This window comes from Sphingomonas sp. IBVSS2, assembly GCF_002127225.1.
Taxonomy (GTDB): Bacteria; Pseudomonadota; Alphaproteobacteria; order Sphingomonadales; family Sphingomonadaceae; genus Sphingomonas.
Genome location: NZ_NFUR01000006.1, coordinates 1 through 17,962, shown reverse-complemented (window position 1 = coordinate 17,962; position 17,962 = coordinate 1). Strand labels below are relative to the sequence as shown.

The 17,962-nt window shown below is 67.7% G+C and carries 11 protein-coding genes; 3 read left to right on the top strand and 8 right to left on the bottom strand.

Translation table 11 applies throughout. The annotated features are described in order from the left end of the window. Window positions 1-7: 7 nt before the first annotated feature. The 7 genes from CAP40_RS17440 to CAP40_RS17410 all read right to left on the bottom strand — a co-directional run bounded on the left by CAP40_RS17440 (window position 8) and on the right by CAP40_RS17410 (window position 7,994). Complete coding sequence (locus CAP40_RS17440; RefSeq protein WP_256924324.1) at window positions 8-1,087, bottom strand: efflux RND transporter periplasmic adaptor subunit; 1,080 nt, start codon at window positions 1,085-1,087, stop codon at window positions 8-10. 124 nt (window positions 1,088-1,211) lie between these two features. Continuing rightward, window positions 1,212-2,147: a hypothetical protein gene (locus CAP40_RS17435; protein ID WP_086130836.1), complete on the bottom strand. Its 936-nt coding sequence runs from the start codon at window positions 2,145-2,147 to the stop codon at window positions 1,212-1,214. After that, complete coding sequence (locus CAP40_RS17430) at window positions 2,123-3,277, bottom strand: glycosyltransferase (protein WP_256924323.1); 1,155 nt, start codon at window positions 3,275-3,277, stop codon at window positions 2,123-2,125. Before CAP40_RS17430 ends, CAP40_RS17435 begins: the two co-directional genes overlap by 25 nt. After that, window positions 3,265-4,035, bottom strand: a complete 771-nt coding sequence (locus CAP40_RS17425; RefSeq protein WP_086130835.1) for a DUF2334 domain-containing protein — start codon at window positions 4,033-4,035, stop codon at window positions 3,265-3,267. Before CAP40_RS17425 ends, CAP40_RS17430 begins: the two co-directional genes overlap by 13 nt. 54 nt (window positions 4,036-4,089) lie before the next feature. Then, complete coding sequence (locus tag CAP40_RS17420; RefSeq protein ID WP_179188335.1) at window positions 4,090-6,390, bottom strand: TonB-dependent receptor; 2,301 nt, start codon at window positions 6,388-6,390, stop codon at window positions 4,090-4,092. Window positions 6,391-6,397: 7 nt separating this feature from the next. Continuing rightward, complete coding sequence (locus tag CAP40_RS17415) at window positions 6,398-7,333, bottom strand: FecR domain-containing protein (RefSeq protein WP_086130833.1); 936 nt, start codon at window positions 7,331-7,333, stop codon at window positions 6,398-6,400. A 73-nt stretch (window positions 7,334-7,406) separates the two neighbouring features. After that, a complete protein-coding gene (locus CAP40_RS17410; protein ID WP_256924322.1) occupies window positions 7,407-7,994 on the bottom strand; it encodes an RNA polymerase sigma factor in 588 nt (195 codons plus the stop codon). 132 nt (window positions 7,995-8,126) lie between these two features. Here CAP40_RS17410 and CAP40_RS17405 point away from each other — a divergent pair, with 132 nt between their 5' ends. Together CAP40_RS17405 and CAP40_RS17400 are read left to right on the top strand one after the other, a co-directional pair. Next, window positions 8,127-9,293, top strand: coding sequence for a glycosyltransferase (locus tag CAP40_RS17405; RefSeq protein ID WP_086130832.1), 1,167 nt, complete (start codon window positions 8,127-8,129; stop codon window positions 9,291-9,293). Window positions 9,294-9,561: 268 nt separating this feature from the next. Next, window positions 9,562-10,608, top strand: coding sequence for a rod shape-determining protein (locus tag CAP40_RS17400; RefSeq protein ID WP_373384953.1), 1,047 nt, complete (start codon window positions 9,562-9,564; stop codon window positions 10,606-10,608). 219 nt (window positions 10,609-10,827) lie between these two features. Here CAP40_RS17400 and CAP40_RS17395 read toward each other — a convergent pair whose 3' ends face one another. Continuing rightward, window positions 10,828-11,745 (bottom strand): hypothetical protein, encoded by a 918-nt coding sequence (locus tag CAP40_RS17395; protein ID WP_086130830.1) that lies wholly within the window; start codon window positions 11,743-11,745, stop codon window positions 10,828-10,830. Window positions 11,746-12,175: 430 nt separating this feature from the next. Here CAP40_RS17395 and CAP40_RS17390 point away from each other — a divergent pair. After that, window positions 12,176-17,962: hypothetical protein (locus CAP40_RS17390; RefSeq protein WP_218822170.1), on the top strand; the 5,787-nt coding region annotated here is incomplete at its 3' end.

Genomic DNA, 17,962 nt, shown 5'->3' with positions numbered 1-17,962 from the left:
CGGGCCCTCACTTCGCGCCGAATTCGGTGCCGAACAGTTCGGCGGCGCCGGCGGTCACGGCCTGGTCGCCGGGCTTCAGCCCCATGGCGAGCATGGCAGTGCCCTCGCGGATCCCGGCAAGCTGGACGCGCCGGCGCTCGAACGTGCGCGGTGCGGTCCGTACATAGACCCATTCGCCGCCATAGGCGTCGTGCAGGATCGCGGATGCGGGGACGGCCAGGCCTTGCGCGGCATTGCCCACCGCCGGCAGCGCGACGGCGACACGCTGGCCGACGCCGAGCGCACGCGTGTTCGGGATTGCATAATAGAGATCGATGCTGCCGGCGGTGACGTTGGCAGAGGGCGGCGCGGCCACGGGACGCCCCGACAGGCTCCGGGCCCCTTCGCCCAGCGGCCGGATCGTGGCGGGTGCGCCGCGATCGATGCGCGTCACGTCTGCGGCCAGCACGGGCACGCGCACCCACAGGATGCTCTGGCGCCCGAGCGCCGCGACCGGCGCGCCGAGCAGGTGGCGCTGCGCGCGGGCGGTTGCCAGATCGGCCTGGGCGACTGCGGCGGCGGCGAGCGCGTCGTCGCGCGCCCTGACGCTGCCCGCTTCCTCCCGGACCAGCGCATCGGCGCGTCGTGCATTGATTTGCGCCACGCGCGCCTGGGCGGCGGCGCGGGCGATGTCGCCATCGGCGCGCGCCTGGCTGGCGGCGAGCGTCATCAGGTCGGTCGCGGTGGTGATCGGGACACTTCCGCGCGTGGCGGGAGGAACGACCACCTCGCCGTGCGTCGCCACCATGTCGCGCGCGCGCCCGGGGCCGGCCGCGGCGACGGCAATGCCCAGCCGGCGCTCCGCCTCGGGCGTGAGCGTTATCCGCATGAGCTCGGATTCGTGCGCGACGGGATCGACCTTGGCCGGCTTGATGGCGGCATGGGTGTCGGACGGGCCGCTACAGGCGGAAAGCGCCAGCAGGGCGAGGCACGGCGCGGCGCCGCTCAGGGCGATCCACAGGGCCGCGTCGCGCGACCGGACGCGCGGGAGCTCCCCGGAACGCCGCCGCGCACCGGCCGGCGGCTGGAGCGCAAGTTCGAGAAGCATCCGGCAACCCTCCACGTGGAATTCGTGGTCGCGGGTCTAGCGGCCGGCAGCTTCGCGGATTTCCGCCGGAACTATACGAGATGCGAAGGTTGCAATGCTCCGGGGGACGCCCTCCGAACGGACTTCAGAGGGAAGCCCGGGAGGCGGGCAGGAACGAAGCGATCGAGGTGAGCGCGCCCACTGCCAGGTGCGTGACCAGCGTCAACGCCGCGACCAGCATGGTGGCGGCCGCAAGGCCGGAGCCCGGCCCCAGCAACGCGAGGACCAGCGGCGCCAGCAGCGCGTCGCGGGCCGGCACCAGCGGCAGGCGATGGACCATCATGCGCAGCGTCGCCACCGCGATGAGGATCATGGGCGAAAGGCCGGGCAGCAGCAGCTTCCAGAGCAATGCCGTGAACACCAGGCCCAATATGATCCTGAGGCCGTGCAGGCAGAAAGTGACGACCAGGTCGCGCCGCGAAAGGGTAAGCAGCGAGACGAACCGCCGCATCACCAGGATCCCGAGCGAAGAGAGGATGATGACGGCGACGGAGGCGGCGAAGCTGTTGAGCAGCGTGCCGCCGGCGATCGCATAGAGCAGCGGGGCGTTGATCACCATCATCGCGAGCGTGGCGAGATTGCCGGCCAGCGCGGAGAGGACCGCGACGTCGCGCAGCGTGCCGAAGACGGAGCCCTTGAGCGGCTGGTGCTGCCGCGCCCAGAGATAGAATTGCGCGTCGCCCGAATAGCCGAAGACGATCTCGTTCGCGACCTGCTTGCGGAACAGGGCCGGCAGGGCATCGGCGCGCAGCTTCCACAGCCGGCGGAGGATCAGCCACTCCATCGCCGGGCCCAGCGCGTAGAAGAGCGCGAAGCAGAGCCAGAACCAGGGATTGGCGGGCGCGGCGGCGAAGCGCGAGGTATCGATCCCGCCGAGCTGGACCAGGACGGCGAGCAGGATCGCCGTCGAGAGGCCGAGGCCCGCGAGCGTCAGCAGCCACTCGCGGACGGGTGGCGTGGGGGGAAACAGCAGCGCGGCCTGATCGGCGCGCGCGTTCATCTGGCTGGCGGAACTGGCCATGCGAACTCGTCGATTTGAGATGGGGTGGAGGTCGTGTGCGCCTCGCCGCGTGCGGCGGCGACAAAGGTATCGAGGTAGATTCCGGCGGACTGCTCGATCGTGAAGCGGCGCACATGCTCCCCTCGGCTGGCATGCGGCGCCGGCGCGGAGTCCGCGTCCGCGATCGCGGCGGCGAACGCGGCCTCGTTGCGCGCCACGATCATGCCGTGACGGCCCTCGCCGAGCACGCTGCGCACGCCCGCGCCGCTGTCGGTCGAGATCACCGCGAGTCCGGCCGCGAGCGCCTCGATCAGGACGGCGGGGACGCCTTCATAGCGGGAGGAGAGCAACAGGGTATCGAAACCCGGCAGCTGCGATGCGGCGTCGGATACGTGGCCGGCGAAATCGACGCGCTCCGCGATGCCGAGAATTGCCGCCAGCGCCTCCAGCGCCGCGCGGTCCGGGCCGTCCCCATAGATCGTCAGCGTCTCGCCGGCGCACGCGCCGCGTGCGAAGGCACGCAGCATCAACGGATAATCCTTTTGCGGCGCCAGGCGCCCGATCGCGACGAACCGGCGGGGCGCGCCCGCGCGGCGCGGCGCCGGCACACGGATCCGGGCTTCCTCGATCGCCGGGTCGTGGACCACCCGGAACGTTCCGCGCATGCCGGGGGGCAGATCCTTGGCGATTGCCTCGTCCATGATCACCCAGGCCCATGCGAAGCGCGCCTGCATACCCAGCCAGAGCCGCCAGAAGAAGCGCCCCGTCGGCTTCAGGTCGCGCCGGGCCAGGTCGTTGCTGATCTTCACCACGATCGCCGGGCAGCGCTTGCCGAAGCGCAACCGCATCGCGGCGGCAACGATGGTGTAGGTGCTCCCGGAGACGAACAGCACGTCCGGGCGGGTCCGGCGTATCTCGGCGGGCAGCCTTGCGATCATCCAGAGGGTTTCCCACCAGGCGGTGCCGATCGAAGGCTGGGACGGGGTGGTATAGGCCAGGCCGTCGGCCAGTTCGGCGCGAAGCGCCCCGTCCTCGCGGCCCAGGAAAAGCGGTGCCTCCACGCCCATCGCGCGCCAGTGCCTGACGAGGCGCAGCGCGACGCGCTCCACACCGCCCGGCTCGAAGCTGTGCAGGAACGTCAGGACGCGCACGCAAGGTCCCCGACCATGTCGCGATACTGGCTGGGAACATGGGTCCGCGCGATCTTCGCCACGGTCCGCCGAATGCTCGAAAGCGTCGCCGGCACCGTCACGTCGCCCGGATGCACGCCGAGCCGCACGACCCGGGGCAGCGGGATCGTCCGGGCGACGCTGGCGACGGCGAGCGACGAGAGCATGCGCGCGCGCGTGCGCGTTGCCCAGGTGATCACGGGGGACTTGAGGAATATGCGCCCGGTATCCGGCGCCCAGACGCGCATATGGTCCTCGGCGAGTGCGATGCCGAGCGTCTTCATGGCGCTGTGCGCGCCATCGCCGTAGAGCCAGGCCGGCGCGATGAAGCCGGCAATGGGGCGGCCGGTGATGTCCTCGATCAGGGTCCGGCCGGCGCGGATGCGGCGCTCGGCCTCCTCGGCATCCAGGCCGAGAAATTCTCCTTCGCCCGCCGTCATCCGGCTCGCCTTGACCCGGTCCTGCCAGGAAGCGTGCTCGGCCTCGTCCAGATGGCTGTAGCCATGGAGGAACATCTCCACCCCATCCTCGGCCCAGCGCCGCAGGCGGGCCGCGAAGGGCGAGCCCGGCCGGATCTCCGCCTCTCGCCAGAAGTCGGGCACCACGAGCATGGCCGGGCGCTCCACGCCCGACGAAGCGAGCTCCTCGACGAGCCGATCGATCGCCGGCTCGTGGCGCGGCGACACGTCATGGATCGAGGCGAGGAGCCGGCGGGGCGGTGTTGTTCCGGTGCGGGTCACATGGGCAAGACGCCGCCGCCGGCCGGCTCCACAGCCATGCCGCGATTTTTTTCGTCAGAAACTGCGGGAAACGGAAAGCGAAAAGGTGCGCGGCCGAAGCGGCGTGTACTGGTGTTCGCTGTGGATCGAGAAGGGATTGCCATAGGCGAAGCTGTCCGCACGCGCGTCGAGCAGATTGTCGACGTCGAGGGCCAGGGTGAACGGCCCGACGGTCGTCGTCGCGCCGGCGCGCGCCAGCGCATAGTCGCCCATGCCGCGGTCCAGGCCGTCGTCGAAGCTCAGCCGGGAAGCGCCGACATAGTTGAAGGCGGCATAGGGCGTGATCTCGTGCCCGAACAGGCGGACGGTGCGCGCGATCGCGAAGTCGCCGGCAAGGTCGGGGACGACGGGCAGGCGACGATCCTTGGGCAGGCGCGTGCCGTCCGCCGCGTTGGTCAGCCTTGGGCGCTGGATGGTGAAGCCGCCGCGCAATTGCCAACCCCCGCCCGGGCGCCAGGTCGCGCTTCCTTCCACTCCGAATATCGTCGCGTCGCCGGCATTATGGGTGGCGACCAGGCCCGCGGGCTCGAGATAGTCCGACTGGATATTGTGCCAGACGGCGTGAAAGCCGGCAAAGGTGAGATCCAGCCGGCCGCCGTCGAAGCTCGCGCGGCCGCCGGCTTCTATGCTGCGGACGGAATCCCCGACATAGCGGCCGGTCCGGCTGTTGCTGGGATCGATGCCGCCCGGCCGATAGGCGGTGCCCAGCCGGACATAGAAAAGGCGATCGTCCGCGAGCTGATAGGAAAGCGAGGTGCTGGGCGTGAAGCCGATCACCGCGTGATTGACCTTCCGCGCGTCGAGCTCCTCCTGGCGCTCGTCCTCGGTCGTGGCGCGGAACAGGCGCATGCCGATCGCCAGCTTGAGGCGTGGGGCGAGCGGATAGGCGCCGTCGGCGAACAGCGATGTCTCGGTAACCCGGCGATGGAGCGCGAAGTAGTCGGGTACGGTGATGGTCGCCGTTTCTATCGCGCCCGTCGCGCGCGTCACCGCCGAGATGTAGGAGACGCCCGCGGTCCAGGCGAAGGCGCTGCCGGGTGCCGAGGTCAGCCGCACTTCCTGGTCGAAGACGCGATAGGCGCGGCCGTCGCGGTAGCGCAATGCGCCGGGCACGCCGAGTTGGGTGGCCGCGGCGCTCGCATCGAACACGTCATGCTGGTCCTGCCAGGCATGGCTGGTGACCGCGGTGAGCCGTAGCGCGCCGATCGGGCCGGAGACGATCGCCTGCCCGAGCCCGAAGACGCCGCGGCGCGGTTCCCGCTGGGAGATGTTGCGCGTCAGGTCTTCATAGTCGCGATCGACATATTGGCTGTCGGCGGTGTGGCTCACTTGATAGGCGCCGATCAGGTCGGTGGTCCATCCGGTCGCGGACGCGAGGCGGAGCGCGGCGCGGCCGCCGGCGATGCGCGTGCGATTCACGTCCGACGGGCCATCGGCGTCGTCGACCCAGCCCGCATCGCTGCGCGCATAGCCCACCAGGCGCAGCGCTGCCAGATCGCTGACGAGCGGCAGGTTGAGCATCGCCTCGGCATTCGCGCCCAGGCCGCCCGATCCGACCATTTGCCCGCCCATGGTCGCCGTACCCGATGTGGAGCCGATCACGGGCCGATTGGTCACGATGCGATAGACGCCGCCGAGCGCGCCGGTGCCGTAGAGCGGCCCCTGCGGCCCCTTCAGGACTTCGACACGGGCGATGTCGGTGAGATAGAGCCCGGGCTCCGCGGCGTCGTAGGTGACGCGGCCCTCGTCGACCTGGACGCTCACCGTGGACTGGCTGAAGCCGTTGAAGGGGCTGTCGGCAAGGCCGCGGATGAAGGACCTCTCCCGGCCCAGGCCGCCATTGGCCACGTTCAGGCCCTCGATGGCGCGCGCCACGTCGCCGGCGCGAGTCGCCCGGTCCTGTCGCGCGGGATCGCGCGGCACATAGACTGCGATCGCCCCGGCGATCGACGACAGGGCCTCGGGCAGTTTGCGCGCGGTGACCACGATTTCCTCGTCGGCGGTCGCGGTGGCTTGCAGTTCCGGTGCGGCGGGCGGGGCGGGGCGGCGTGCTGCGGAGCGGGGACGCGCCGCGATCCGGAAGGCCCTGGGGCCTATCCGCACCGCATGCACCGGCGTGCCCTGCAATATGCGGTCCAGCGCGTCGCGTGCGGTCATGTGCCCCCGTGCGGCGCGCGTGCGCGCGGTGGGCAGGCGGACGTCATAGACGAACGAGACGCCGGTCTGGGCCGAAAGCGCCTCGAGGATGTCGGCCAGGTTGCCGGCGGGCAGGGAAATCGCGAAACGCTCGTCCCGCGCCTGGGCGGGAGGCGGCAACAGGGCGCTAGCCGCCAGTACGATCGACCAACCGGACCGTCTGACCATCGCTGTCCGCATGCAGCCCCGTCAATTGGGTGAGGGTGGAAACCATTGCCTGTCGGTCGCCGGGCGCGAGCACGCCCGAGAAGGGGCGTTGTGCAGCGGGACCGGAAACCGACACGGGCTGCCCCGTGTAGCGGGCGATGTCGGCGGCGACCAGTGCGAGCGGGGTCTGATCATAGACGAAACGTCCGCTGCGCCAGGATGCGATGTTCGTCACCCGTGCCGGGCGCAGCGTGACCCTGCCGGCCCGGGCGATCGCCTCCTGGCCGGCCGCGACCAGCGTTTCCGCGGTCTGGCCGGGCAATTGGAGCGCGACGGTGCCTTCCTCGACGGACAGGCTCAGCACCCCATCGGCGGAGTTGACTGCGAAGCGGGTCCCCACGTCACGGATGCGATACCCGTCCACCTCGACGACGACGCTCCGCGCGGGATCGTGGCGGATGCTGAAGAAGGCGCTGCCGCGCAGCCGCATCGGCCCGCCTGCCTCGGGCGCGGAGAGGCGGGAGCCGGCGCCGAGCGAGGCGGTGACGCCATGGGCAAGCTGCACGGTGCGCGTCGTCCTGGCCGCGCTGGCGAATTCCCGCGCGGGCGGTGCTTCGGGCTGCGCGTCGTCCTGGAAGCCGATGCCGAGGGCAAGGGCGATCGTCGCCGCCGCGGCGATGCCCGAACCGATGGCCCAGCGCGGCAAGCTGCGCACGGGCATCTCCGGCGTTCCGCCGTGGATCGCCGGCCGGGGCAGCGTCGCGTCGATCCGCGCGTCGAGCAGCGCGATCTCGTCATAGGCGAGACGATGGCGCGGATCGGCTTCCAGCCAGCGGGTGAAACCCCGCCATTTCATGTCGTCATGCTGTTGCGCGACGTGCCAGCGCGCCGCAGCCTCGTGGATATCCTCGTTCATCGCCCGTTCCCGGCATCGGTTCGAGCCGATGCCTCCCTGTTATCGTATGAGACGCCACCATATCGGTGGCACCTCAGTTCTCCAGCGCGCGACGCAGATGCGCCATCGCAACGGCGATGTGTTTCTCGACGCCGCTTCGGCTGATGCCCAGCCGCGCCGCCACTTCGGCATGGGGCAGGCCTTCGAGCTTGTGGAGCCGGAATGCGCGTCCCGCGCCCTCCGGCAGGCGTTCGATCGCCGCATGCAGCGCCGCATTGTCCTCGCGGGCGATCATCGCGTCGAGTGCCCGGGGCTGCGGATCGACGCGGTCGCCGGCAATGGTCTCGGCCTGGCTGTCGCTCCAGTCCTTGTCGCGCGCCTCGCGGCGGCGCGCCTCGCGGATGCGGTCGAGCACGAGATTCTGGGCGGCGCGATAGAGATAGGCGCGGCCATTCGCGATCGGGCCGGGTGGCGCCTCGCGGGTGCGCAGCCACAGTTCCTGGAGGAGGTCTTCGGCTTCGACCGGATTGCCGGTACGCGCGACCAGGAAGCGCAGCAGCTCGCCGCGCAGTTCCTGGTAAAGCTGCGTTAGTCCGGAAGCAGGAGAATGGATCGGTCGACTCCTTCCGATCGCGGGCTTTGCCCGATGTCCCCCCGCCGGGCAAGCGGGGACGGAAGACAAAAAATTCGAATCCTACTGCGGTGCAGCGTAATCGGCGGCGTCCTTGCTTCGGATGATGGAGAAGCGAGCGAAGTTCATGCCTGTCCTGCGGCAATCAGGCTCGAATCGCACCTGCGGCGTAGTTGGTGCAAGATGAGGATCGTCGATGTCAGCGCCTTCTACGCGCCCAAGGGCGGGGGCGTGCGTGCCTATGTCGATCGCAAGCTGGCAGCCGCGGCGGCGCTGGGCCATGAGGTCATCGTGCTGGCCCCGGGCAAGCACGATGCCGTGATCCGGCGCGGCCCCGGCGCGGTGCTGGAGACGCTGGCCTCCCCGCCGTTTCCGCTCGATCGGCGCTATCGCTACTTCGACAATGAAAAGACGCTCCATCGCGCCCTGGATCGTTGGCGCCCCGATTTCGTCGAGGCGTCCTCGCCCTGGGGCAGCGCCTCGATGGTGGCACGCTGGGACGGCGCCGCGCCGCGTGCGCTGGTCATGCACGCCGACCCGCTCTCCGCCTATGCCTATCGCTGGTTCGGGCCGGTCGCGAGCATCGAGACGATCGATCGCGGGTTCGACTTCTTCTGGCGACATTTGCGCCGGCTGGGCGAGGCCTATGATCTGGTCGTCAGCGCCAGCGGGGAGTTCGCGGCGCGGCTGAGCGGTGGCGGGATGCCCGGCGTGGTCACCATTCCGATGGGGGTCGAGCCGGGAATCTTCGGGCCCTGGCATCGGGACCCGCACTATCGCGCCGCGCTGCTCGCCGAATGCGACCTCGATCCCTCCGCCACCCTGCTGGTGGGAATCGGCCGCCACGCGGCGGAGAAACGCTGGGGCATGGTGATCGACGCGGCCCTTTCCGCGGGCACGCTGCACCCGATCGCGCTGCTGCTGGTAGGCGAGGGGCGGCTGCAGGGGCGGCTGGTGGCCCGTGCGGGCGGTTCCCCGCATATCCGGATCCCGGGGCCGCTCGCCGACCGCGCCGCGCTCGCGCGATTGATGGCGAGCGCGGATGCACTGGTCCATGGCTGCGAGGCCGAGACCTTCTGCATGGTCGCGGCCGAGGCACGGGCGAGCGGGCTGCCGGTGATCGTGCCCGATCGCGGCGGCGCCGCCGACCATGCCGATCGCGCGCCGAGCCGCAGATACCGCGCGGGAGACGTGCAGGCGCTGCGCGATGCGATCCTCGCCTTCGTCGCAGGCCGTTCCTCCGTCGCGCCGCGCACCCTGGAAGAGGCGCCGCGGACGATGGACATGCACTTTGCCGAGCTGTTCCAGGCCTATGCCCGGCTGAGGTCCGCCGTCAGCCGCGCGGCCTGAAACCTGCCCCTGCGGCCACCGGGCCGACGCGCTGCCCGGTGCCTGTCGGCCGTGGGGCGTCGCTTGTGGTTCAAGTTGCGATCGGCCGGCCCTGGCGCGCGCTGGAAGGGGCACAAGGCACCGGATCGGCTCGCATCGGCGCCCGGAGCGGTCGTTCAGCCGCTAATGGCTTGACCCTGGCTGGGCGCAGACCCACCGCACGGGGCCCACGCAATCGATATCGCTACCCGTGAACCTGCGAAGCGCAAGCGATGCCAACAGATTGAACTTGATGCGATTTCCTCGTCTAATCCCAGGTGGCTCCTACGATCTCGCGATCGACCTCGGCACCGTGAACACCGTAATCTATCTGAAGGACCGTGGCATCGTGCTCAGCGAGCCGTCGGTGGTGGCCATGGAAACGGTTGGCGGCATTTCCCGCGTGCGCGCAGTCGGCGCGGAAGCGAAGCTGATGCTTGGCAAGACCCCCGACAATGTCCGCACGATCCGGCCGATGCGCGACGGCGTGATCGCGGATCTGGAAGTCGCCGAGCGGATGATCAAATATTTCATCGACAAGGTGCGCGGCGGCACGAGGCGGCTCGGCCGCCGTCCCGAAGTCGCGATCAGCATCCCCAGCAGCGCGACGCAGGTCGAACGGCGCGCGATCCAGCAGGCAGGCACCAATGCGGGGGCCCGCAAGGTCTATCTCATCGAGGAATCCATGGCCGCGGCCATCGGCGCGGGCTTGCCCGTCACCGAACCCGTCGGTGCCATGGTCGTGGACATCGGCGGAGGGACCACCGAGGTCGCCGTGCTTTCGCTCAATGGCCTTGCGTACAGCGCCTCGGTCCGCGTCGGCGGCGACCGGATGGACGAGGCGATCGCCTCGTCCATCCGTCGCAAGCACAATCTCATGATCGGCGAGGCCACCGCCGAGCATATCAAGGTCGAGATCGGCACCGCCCAGGTTCCGGAAGACGGGATCGGCCTTGTCCGGAAAGTCAGGGGGCGAGACCTGGTCAAGGGCATGCCTTCGGAAGTGGAGGTCAACCAGGCCGAGATCGCACATGCGCTCGCGGAACTCACCGCCCAGATCGTCGAGGCGGTGCACAGCGCGCTGGAGAAGACCGAGCCCGAACTGGCCGCCGACATCTATGACCAGGGCATTGTGATGACCGGAGGGGGTAGCCTGCTCGCACATCTGGACGAAGTGCTGTCGAAGGCGACCGGATTGCCGGTCATGGTCGCGGAGAATGCGTTGATGTGCGTAGCGACGGGCGCCGGACGCGCACTCGAGGAACCGGTATATCGCGGCGCGATGTCGGCCAGCTGAGTCTGGCAACAGATCGCGGGCCTGCCGGCCGGCAGCCATGCGGGAACCTGTCGATGGACGGAGCGGCTCGATCAGGCTGGCTGGGCGCGGGAATGGTTCCGGCGCGGCCGGGGCCTGCCGTCGGTTGCTATGGCGCCGAGACCGCAACGGCCCAGGGCCCGGGGGCTTCCCGCGGCGGGCCCTGGAGATCCCTTGCGGAGAGTGCCTTGGTCGCGGTGCTCAGCGATAGCCACCGCGAACCGGCCCGCACACTTTCCAGGCGCCATTTTCCAGCTTCACGAACAGGCTGTTCGATCCGCCCAGTATCCGTCCGTTCTGATAGATCGGCGTCACGCTGCCATTGGCCGCCGCGATATTGCCTCCGACGCGCACGACCGAGCCTCGTGCGCCCGAGGCGACCGTCTGAAAGCGCAGGCCGGAAAAGTCGAACCCCCGGGATGCACGCGCGACCAGATCCATGGATTCGGGGCTCGCAAACGACATGAGCAACAGCGACATCTGTGCCTGGCTGCAGGCGAGCGGAGGGAGTGCGAGGGAGTCTCCGAGACGCAAGACGCGATACCAATTCTTTACCGCCGCGCCGGCGCCATCGAGGGGACGGCTCGGCCAGGGCGTGCTCATCGAAGCGACCGTCTGGAACAGCAGCGGGAGCCGCGCCGGTGCGTCCCGCAGGCTCGCGGCCATGCCCGCCACGTTGAGATACCCGCCCACTGAGATCGCCGCATAGTCGGTCTCGAACCCGTTGCTGGTGTCGCTCGCAAAGAGATAGGTCATGCCGCCATAGGTGCGCCGGCCGAACGTAGCGCCGCTTCCGCCCGGCATGGCCTGGACGAAACGCTGGAACAGCACCTCCGGCGTCGCCGGCAATCGAACACGTGCCTCCTCGACGACATACATCGGATCGAAGATCCGGACGACCACTTGCCCTGGCCGGCCAGTGAAGTCCTGTCCGGCCGGCTGCACCGCATAATTCTCGATATAGCGGCTCGGCTGGCGATCCGTCGTGATCACGTTCCATCCTTGGGGATAGCGAAAGGCGATCGCGCCGGAATTCGACGTAAACGTCTGAAGAGGCTGGCCCCATGCAGGCGCAATCGCGAGCAGCGCCAGTGAAAGACAAATGATCGGACGAAGCATGCGAATCCCCCCAATGCGCATCCATGGCGCAATATCCGGGTTATTCTGGAATGTGGGAAGCGGTAATCGCTTAAATCTCGCAACCATTTCGGTGCTTTTCGGTGGGCTATTGCTCAAAGGTGGCAAAGTTAACCGGAAATTTCTACACGCCAACGGCTAGGAATCTTCGCTTCAACTTGTGGGAAATGAGTGACTTCCAGTAAGTTCGGCCACGGCTTTCCGGCGCCGCCGGTGCGCGCGGGATCCCTTCCGCCCGGGAAATTTCGATCCGCTCCTAAACGATCGCGAGATTCCTCCGATTTGGATGTGAAGGGGCGGCGTGTCGTGCCGTCCGGGTTGATGTTTGGGGGAACGGATGGTTGCGATCTTCACGGGCGCCGGGACGGGGTTCGAGCGCGGTTCGGGGAGTGCCCTGGGATCGTCGGGCTTGTTGGGATCGGCCAGTGTCGGGCGCGGTGGCGAGCAGCTCCTCCTGAATGCCGCGACGGGCAACCTGCTGATCAGCCGGCAGGACGAGTTCCTGGTCGGCCGGGGCCCGGACGTTGCGGTGAGCCGGACCTATAACAGCCTGGGCGACGGCTCGGACGACAATGGCGACAACTGGCTGCAGAGCACGGACCGCAAGCTCTTCGGCTTCGACGGCGCGCTCAACGCGGTCGGCTCGGTGGTCAAGCGGCGTGCCGCCGATGGCAGCGTGGTCACCTATGTCAGCGACGGCACGGCCTATCGCGCGACCAACTCCGCGGGCATCCACGACAAGGTCACCTATGACGGCAGCTGGCACTGGAGCAGCGAGGACGGCCGGATCGTCGAGGATTACGGCTATTGGGTGAACGGCTATGTCATCACCCGCCAGACCGACACGACCAGCGGCGACAGCCTGACCTTCACCTATTCCGGCGACAAGCTGACCACGGTCACCACCGCGGACGGCGGCCAGATCCAGTATAGCTGGAGCGGCAACCACATCACCCAGGTCGTCTCGGGCGACGGCACCGCCACCCGCTATTATTACGACACCTCCGACCGGCTGAGCCGCGTCGATACCGAGCTCACCGGCGGCGGCTCCGTCTATTCGCTCTTCTATACCTATCATGGCAGCTCGAAGCGCGTCGCCTCGCTTTCCCAGACCGACGGCAGCCGGATCGAGTTCGCCTATGCGCAGATCGGCGGCGACTATCGCGTCACTGCCGTCAAGCAATGGGTCGACGAGAGCGTCAGCCGCACCACTCGCATCGATTATGATCTCGCCAATCGCATGACCACGGTCATCGACCCCGCCGGAGTCGGCACCCGGTTCTACTATGATTCCGTCGGCAAGCTGACGCGGCTCGACGAAGCCGCCGCCGGCCCGGGCGCGGCCGAGCACATCACGACGTTCCAATATTCCGGCGACGATCTGGAGGCGGTGCGCGGCTATGACGGTGCGGCCAAGCTCGCCGCGAACAGCTTCAGCTCCTACATGGCGTATCTGCGCGATGCGCGCGGCAATATCGTGCAGACGGTCGACGGCACCCTGCACACCATCGTGCGCACCTATTCGGCGAGCAACCGCCTCCTCACCGAGACCAGCCATACCGGCCTGGATCCCGATGGCGCGGGCGGCGTCCTGCCTTCGGGCGGGATGACGACCCGCTATGTCTATGACAGCCAGGACCGGCTGACCTACACCATCTCCGCCGAAGGCCGGGTGACGCAATACAGCTACACCTATGACCTGCCGACCATGGTCACCACCTATGTGGACCAGCGCTTCAACCTTGCCGGATGGGCGGCGGATGCCGCGCCGAGCGCAGCGCAGATGGACGCGTGGCGCGGCGCCATCGCCGACAAGAGCACCGTCCAGCTCCACCAGAACTGGTATGACGGGCGCGGCAACCTCACCCGGACGACGGAATGGGGCGCGGCGAACGCCGACGGCACGCCCTCGAGCGCGAACGACTACAAGACGACCTACTATGTGTACGACAGCGCCGGGCGGCTGCTGAGCAAGACCGTTGCCGGCACCAACCCGCAGACCTTTGTCTATGACGGGCTCGGCCGCCTGATTTCGAGCACCGATGCCAATGGCGCGACCACGCTTACCATCTATCGCGACGGGCTGAACCAGGTCGACACGGTCACGCTGCCGGCGGGGGGCAACCTGGTCAACCAGAGCGGCTGGCCGACCCAGCCGGCCGGCAGTCAGTCGGTGCGCGGGCCGAACCTGGTCGACAACAGCCGCTGGCCGGAGGAAGTGGAGGGACCCAACCTCATCGACCTCGCCAACTGGCCGGGGAATCCGGCTTCGGTGCCGGGAGGCACGGCGACGCTGCCGACCTGGAACAACGCCTACACTTCGGAAACCCGATGGGTCAGCACGATCGGGCCGAACGGCTTGCCGGTCGTGGCGATGAATGCCGGCCAGTCCGACGCCTATGATTCCGGCGGCGGCAACCAGACGAACCTTTCCACCTATGACCCGACCAAGGCCTATCGGTTCACGTTGAACTTCCAGGTGACCGAGGCGAACAAGCATCTCGTATTCTTCGGCCTTCTCGGCGACGGTCCCAACGCGATGGTCCGTAACGGGCAGGACGGTAGCGAGGATAGCAATCCCTATTTCACCTACATAATCCCCGGCTCGGGCAACTCGCTTCAGGCGGGGCGCTGGTACACGATGGTGGGTTATGTCCTGCCCGCGGGTGCCGAGAACGTCGCCTGGGGCTCGCTCGGCGGCGTCTACGACGCGGAGACCGGCGACAAGGTCCTGAACGTCAACAGCTTCCGCTGGAACGAGACCTATACGGGGAGCAAGGCCGGGGCCCGCTTCTTCAACTATTACAACAAGGAAATTCAGGGCTATTACACCAACTTCTACAAGCCCGAGATGCACCAGCTGAACTTCGGCAGTGGCCCCGCCACGATCGAAGGCTGGTCGAACGTCCTGTCGTACCTTGCCGAGACGCGCTGGGCGCGTACCACGGGGCCGGACGGCAACCCGGTCTGGGCGATCCAGGCCGGGCAGACCGAGCCGGATCAGGAAGGCGGCGGCAACCACACCAATGCCATCACCATCGACGGCAGCAAGGCCTATGAGTTCACTTACTATTTCAGGAAGACCGATCCCGGTTCCCACAACATCTATTTCGGCGCTCAGGACGATTGGAGCGGCAACGCCTATACCCGACAGGCATGGGACGGCGGCGTACAGCACAACCCCTATTTCTTCAGCGCGGGTACCGACTGGCAGACGCAGAACCTGCAGAGCGATCGCTGGTACAAGGTAGTCGGCTATGTCTTCCCGGAGGGCAGCGCAAATATCAACACGGCCGACTATGGCGGCGTCTACGACACCGTAACCGGCCAGCGTATCGCCAGCGTCAACAATTTCCGCTGGTATGAGGGCCGGCCGAGCAACCAGATCACCTCGCGCTTCTTCACCTATTATGGGGAAAGCGCGCAGGGCTATTCGACGCTCTTCTACAAGCCGGAGATCCGCGAATATCAGGGCCCGATGCCGGTCCAGTCCGGCTATGCGCAGGTGCCGGGCTGGTACAATCCGGGCTATCATGTCGACGAGACCAACTGGGTCCGGATGATCGGGCCTGACGGCAGGCCGGTCGTCGCGATCCAGTCCGGCCAGACCGACTATAGCGCCGAAGGTGGCGGCAACTACACCAACACGGCGACCATCGATCCCAGCCAGGCCTATGAGTTCTCGATCTATTTCCAGCTTTCGGCCACCGACCAGCATCATGTCTATCTGGGCCTGAGCCCATCGTCTCCGGGCTATGTCGACCAGCAATGGACCGGCTCGGTAAGCGAGAACCCCTATTTCATGTATTGGGTGCCGACCGCCGCAGCCGGCTACCAGCCGGGCAAATGGTACAAGATCGTCGGCTATGTCCTGCCCCAGGGATCGGTGCTGGGCACGGCGACGAACTATGGCGGCGTCTATGACGTCGCGACCGGCCAGAAGATGGAATCCGTCTCCAATTATCAATGGTCGGCAGGGCGGCCCAACAACAGCGTGTTCCTGCGCTTCTTCAACTATTACGAAGAGTCGCTGCAGAACAAGAGCACCTATTTCTACGGTGCCTCGTTCCGCCCGGTGGACGATTTCGTGCAGTCCACGCTCGATGAGGCGACGCTCGTCCGGTCGGCGCATTACAATCGCGTCGGCGAGCTGGTCAGCCTGACCGAGACGGGGAAGAATGTCACCGGCGGCACCGCCACCTACGCCTATGACGATGCCGGCCGGCTGAAGAGCGCGACGGACTTCCGCGGCAACAAGCATTATTACATCTATGACAAGCGCGGCCGAAAGACCGCCGATGTCGCCGCCGACGGCACGATCGTCGAGTATCGCTATGACGCCGAGGGGCGTCAGGTTGCGAGCGTCCGCTACTATCAGGCGCTCAGCGTCGGGCAGATGCAGTTGCTTCGCGAGACCGATGGCATCCTCGACGTCTCGCGCATTCGACCCGTGGCAGGCGGTACCGCCGATGTCTGGACCTGGACGGTCTATGACATCGCCGGCCGGGTGCTGGAGACGATCCAGGGCGACGGCGCCGTCACTGCCCATGAATATGACGGCGCGGGCCGCCTGGTCCGCACCATGGGCTATGCCAACAAGCTGCCCGGCGGCCAGATCGCCGCGCTGATCGCCAATCCGGTGAGCGGCATCGTGCTGCCGGGCGGCAGCGCCGGGGACAGGGTCTCGCGCAGTTTCTTCGACAAGGACGGCCTGCTGCTCGGCACGCTGGACGGCGAGGGCTATCTCACCCGGACGATCTATGACGGCGCCGGGCAGGTGGTCGAGACGATCGCCTATGCCAATGCGACCAACGCGGCATATCGCGCCGCCGGCACGCTCGACCAGCTCGAGGCGAGCGCGGGCACCAGCGGCGCGGATCGCTATGTCCATTTCGTCTATGATGGCCAGGGGCTGCTGCGCTATCAGGTCGACCCGCTCGGCGGCGTCACCGAATATGGCTATGTCGAGCCCTATTCCTGGGCCTATGGCCGGGTGCGCAGCACGACGCGCTATGCGGGCACGATCGCGCTGCCGGGCACCTTCACGCTGGGCTCGGTGGCGTCCGCGCTTTCGAGCGCGGGGCTGGTCGGCGCGGCGGGCAACCGCACCAGCTACAATGTCTACGACAAGGCCGGCCAGCTGATCTATGCGATCGACGCCGCGGGCGGGGTGATCGGCCATGTCTATGACGATCTCGGCCGGGTCGTGAAGACGATCGCTTTCGCCGAACCCCGACCGACCTCGAGCCAGCCGCTGCCGGGCGACATGGAAGCCTGGGCCGCGGCGCGCGCCGGCAACACCGCCAACCGCGTGACGCGGGCCTTCTACAATGGCCGCGGCGACCTGCTCTACGCGATCGACGCGGAGGGCTTCGTCACCGAGAAGCGTTACGATGCGGATGGCCGCGTCGTGCAGACGATCGGCTATGATGTTCGGACCGGCATTGCGGATGGCGCTACCGCGGCGGTGGTGGCGGCCGCGGTGGCTGGATCAGGCTATACCGACACGCGGACCGTCTACGACGTGCAGGGCCGGGTCTCCGACCAGTATGACGGGGAGGGTGTCCGTACCTGGTACTGGTATCGCGGCAACGGCCAGCTGGGGCAGGTCTCGCGCGCCTTTGGCACTGTCGACCAGAGCGACATCTGGTATTATCATGATGCGGCGGGCCGTCTGCTCGCGCGTTACGATGCCGGGGGCACGCCCGAGCAGGCGATCACCCAGTATGAATATAGTGGCCTGGGCGACCTGGTCAGCACGACCGATCCCAACTTCCATACGACTTCGTTCGACTATGATCGTGCGGGCCGCCTGGTCCGGCAGCGCAATTCCTTGGTCGAACCCACTATCTTCGCCTACAATGCGTTCGGCGAGCGGGTGAGCGTCACCAACGCGCGAGGTTTCAGCACGTATAGTTATTACGACCAGGCGGGCCGGGTGACGTCGGTGGTCGATGCGCTGAACTACGCGACCACGACGAGCTATACGGTGTTCGGCGAGGTGGCGAGCGTGACGCGGGCCGGGGCGACGACCAGCTTCGCCTATGACAAGCTCGGCCGGGTGGTGACGACCACCGATGCCGAGGGCGGGGTCGAGACGAGCGGCTATGACGCGTTCGGCAACCGCATCCGCTTCGTCAACAAGCTCGGCGGGGTGACGGAGTATAGCTATAATCGCCGCGGGTTGCTGGCGGAGGAG

What these genes read in the sequence shown, in the direction of transcription:
- CAP40_RS17395 (WP_086130830.1), bottom strand. Translation starts at nt 11,745, where the DNA reads ATGCTTCGTCCGATCATTTGTCTTTCACTGGCGCTGCTCGCGATTGCG.
- CAP40_RS17440 (WP_256924324.1), bottom strand. Translation starts at nt 1,087, where the DNA reads ATGCTTCTCGAACTTGCGCTCCAGCCGCCGGCCGGTGCGCGGCGGCGT.
- CAP40_RS17435 (WP_086130836.1), bottom strand. Translation starts at nt 2,147, where the DNA reads ATGGCCAGTTCCGCCAGCCAGATGAACGCGCGCGCCGATCAGGCCGCG.
- CAP40_RS17405 (WP_086130832.1), top strand. Translation starts at nt 8,127, where the DNA reads ATGAGGATCGTCGATGTCAGCGCCTTCTACGCGCCCAAGGGCGGGGGC.
- CAP40_RS17415 (WP_086130833.1), bottom strand. Translation starts at nt 7,333, where the DNA reads ATGAACGAGGATATCCACGAGGCTGCGGCGCGCTGGCACGTCGCGCAA.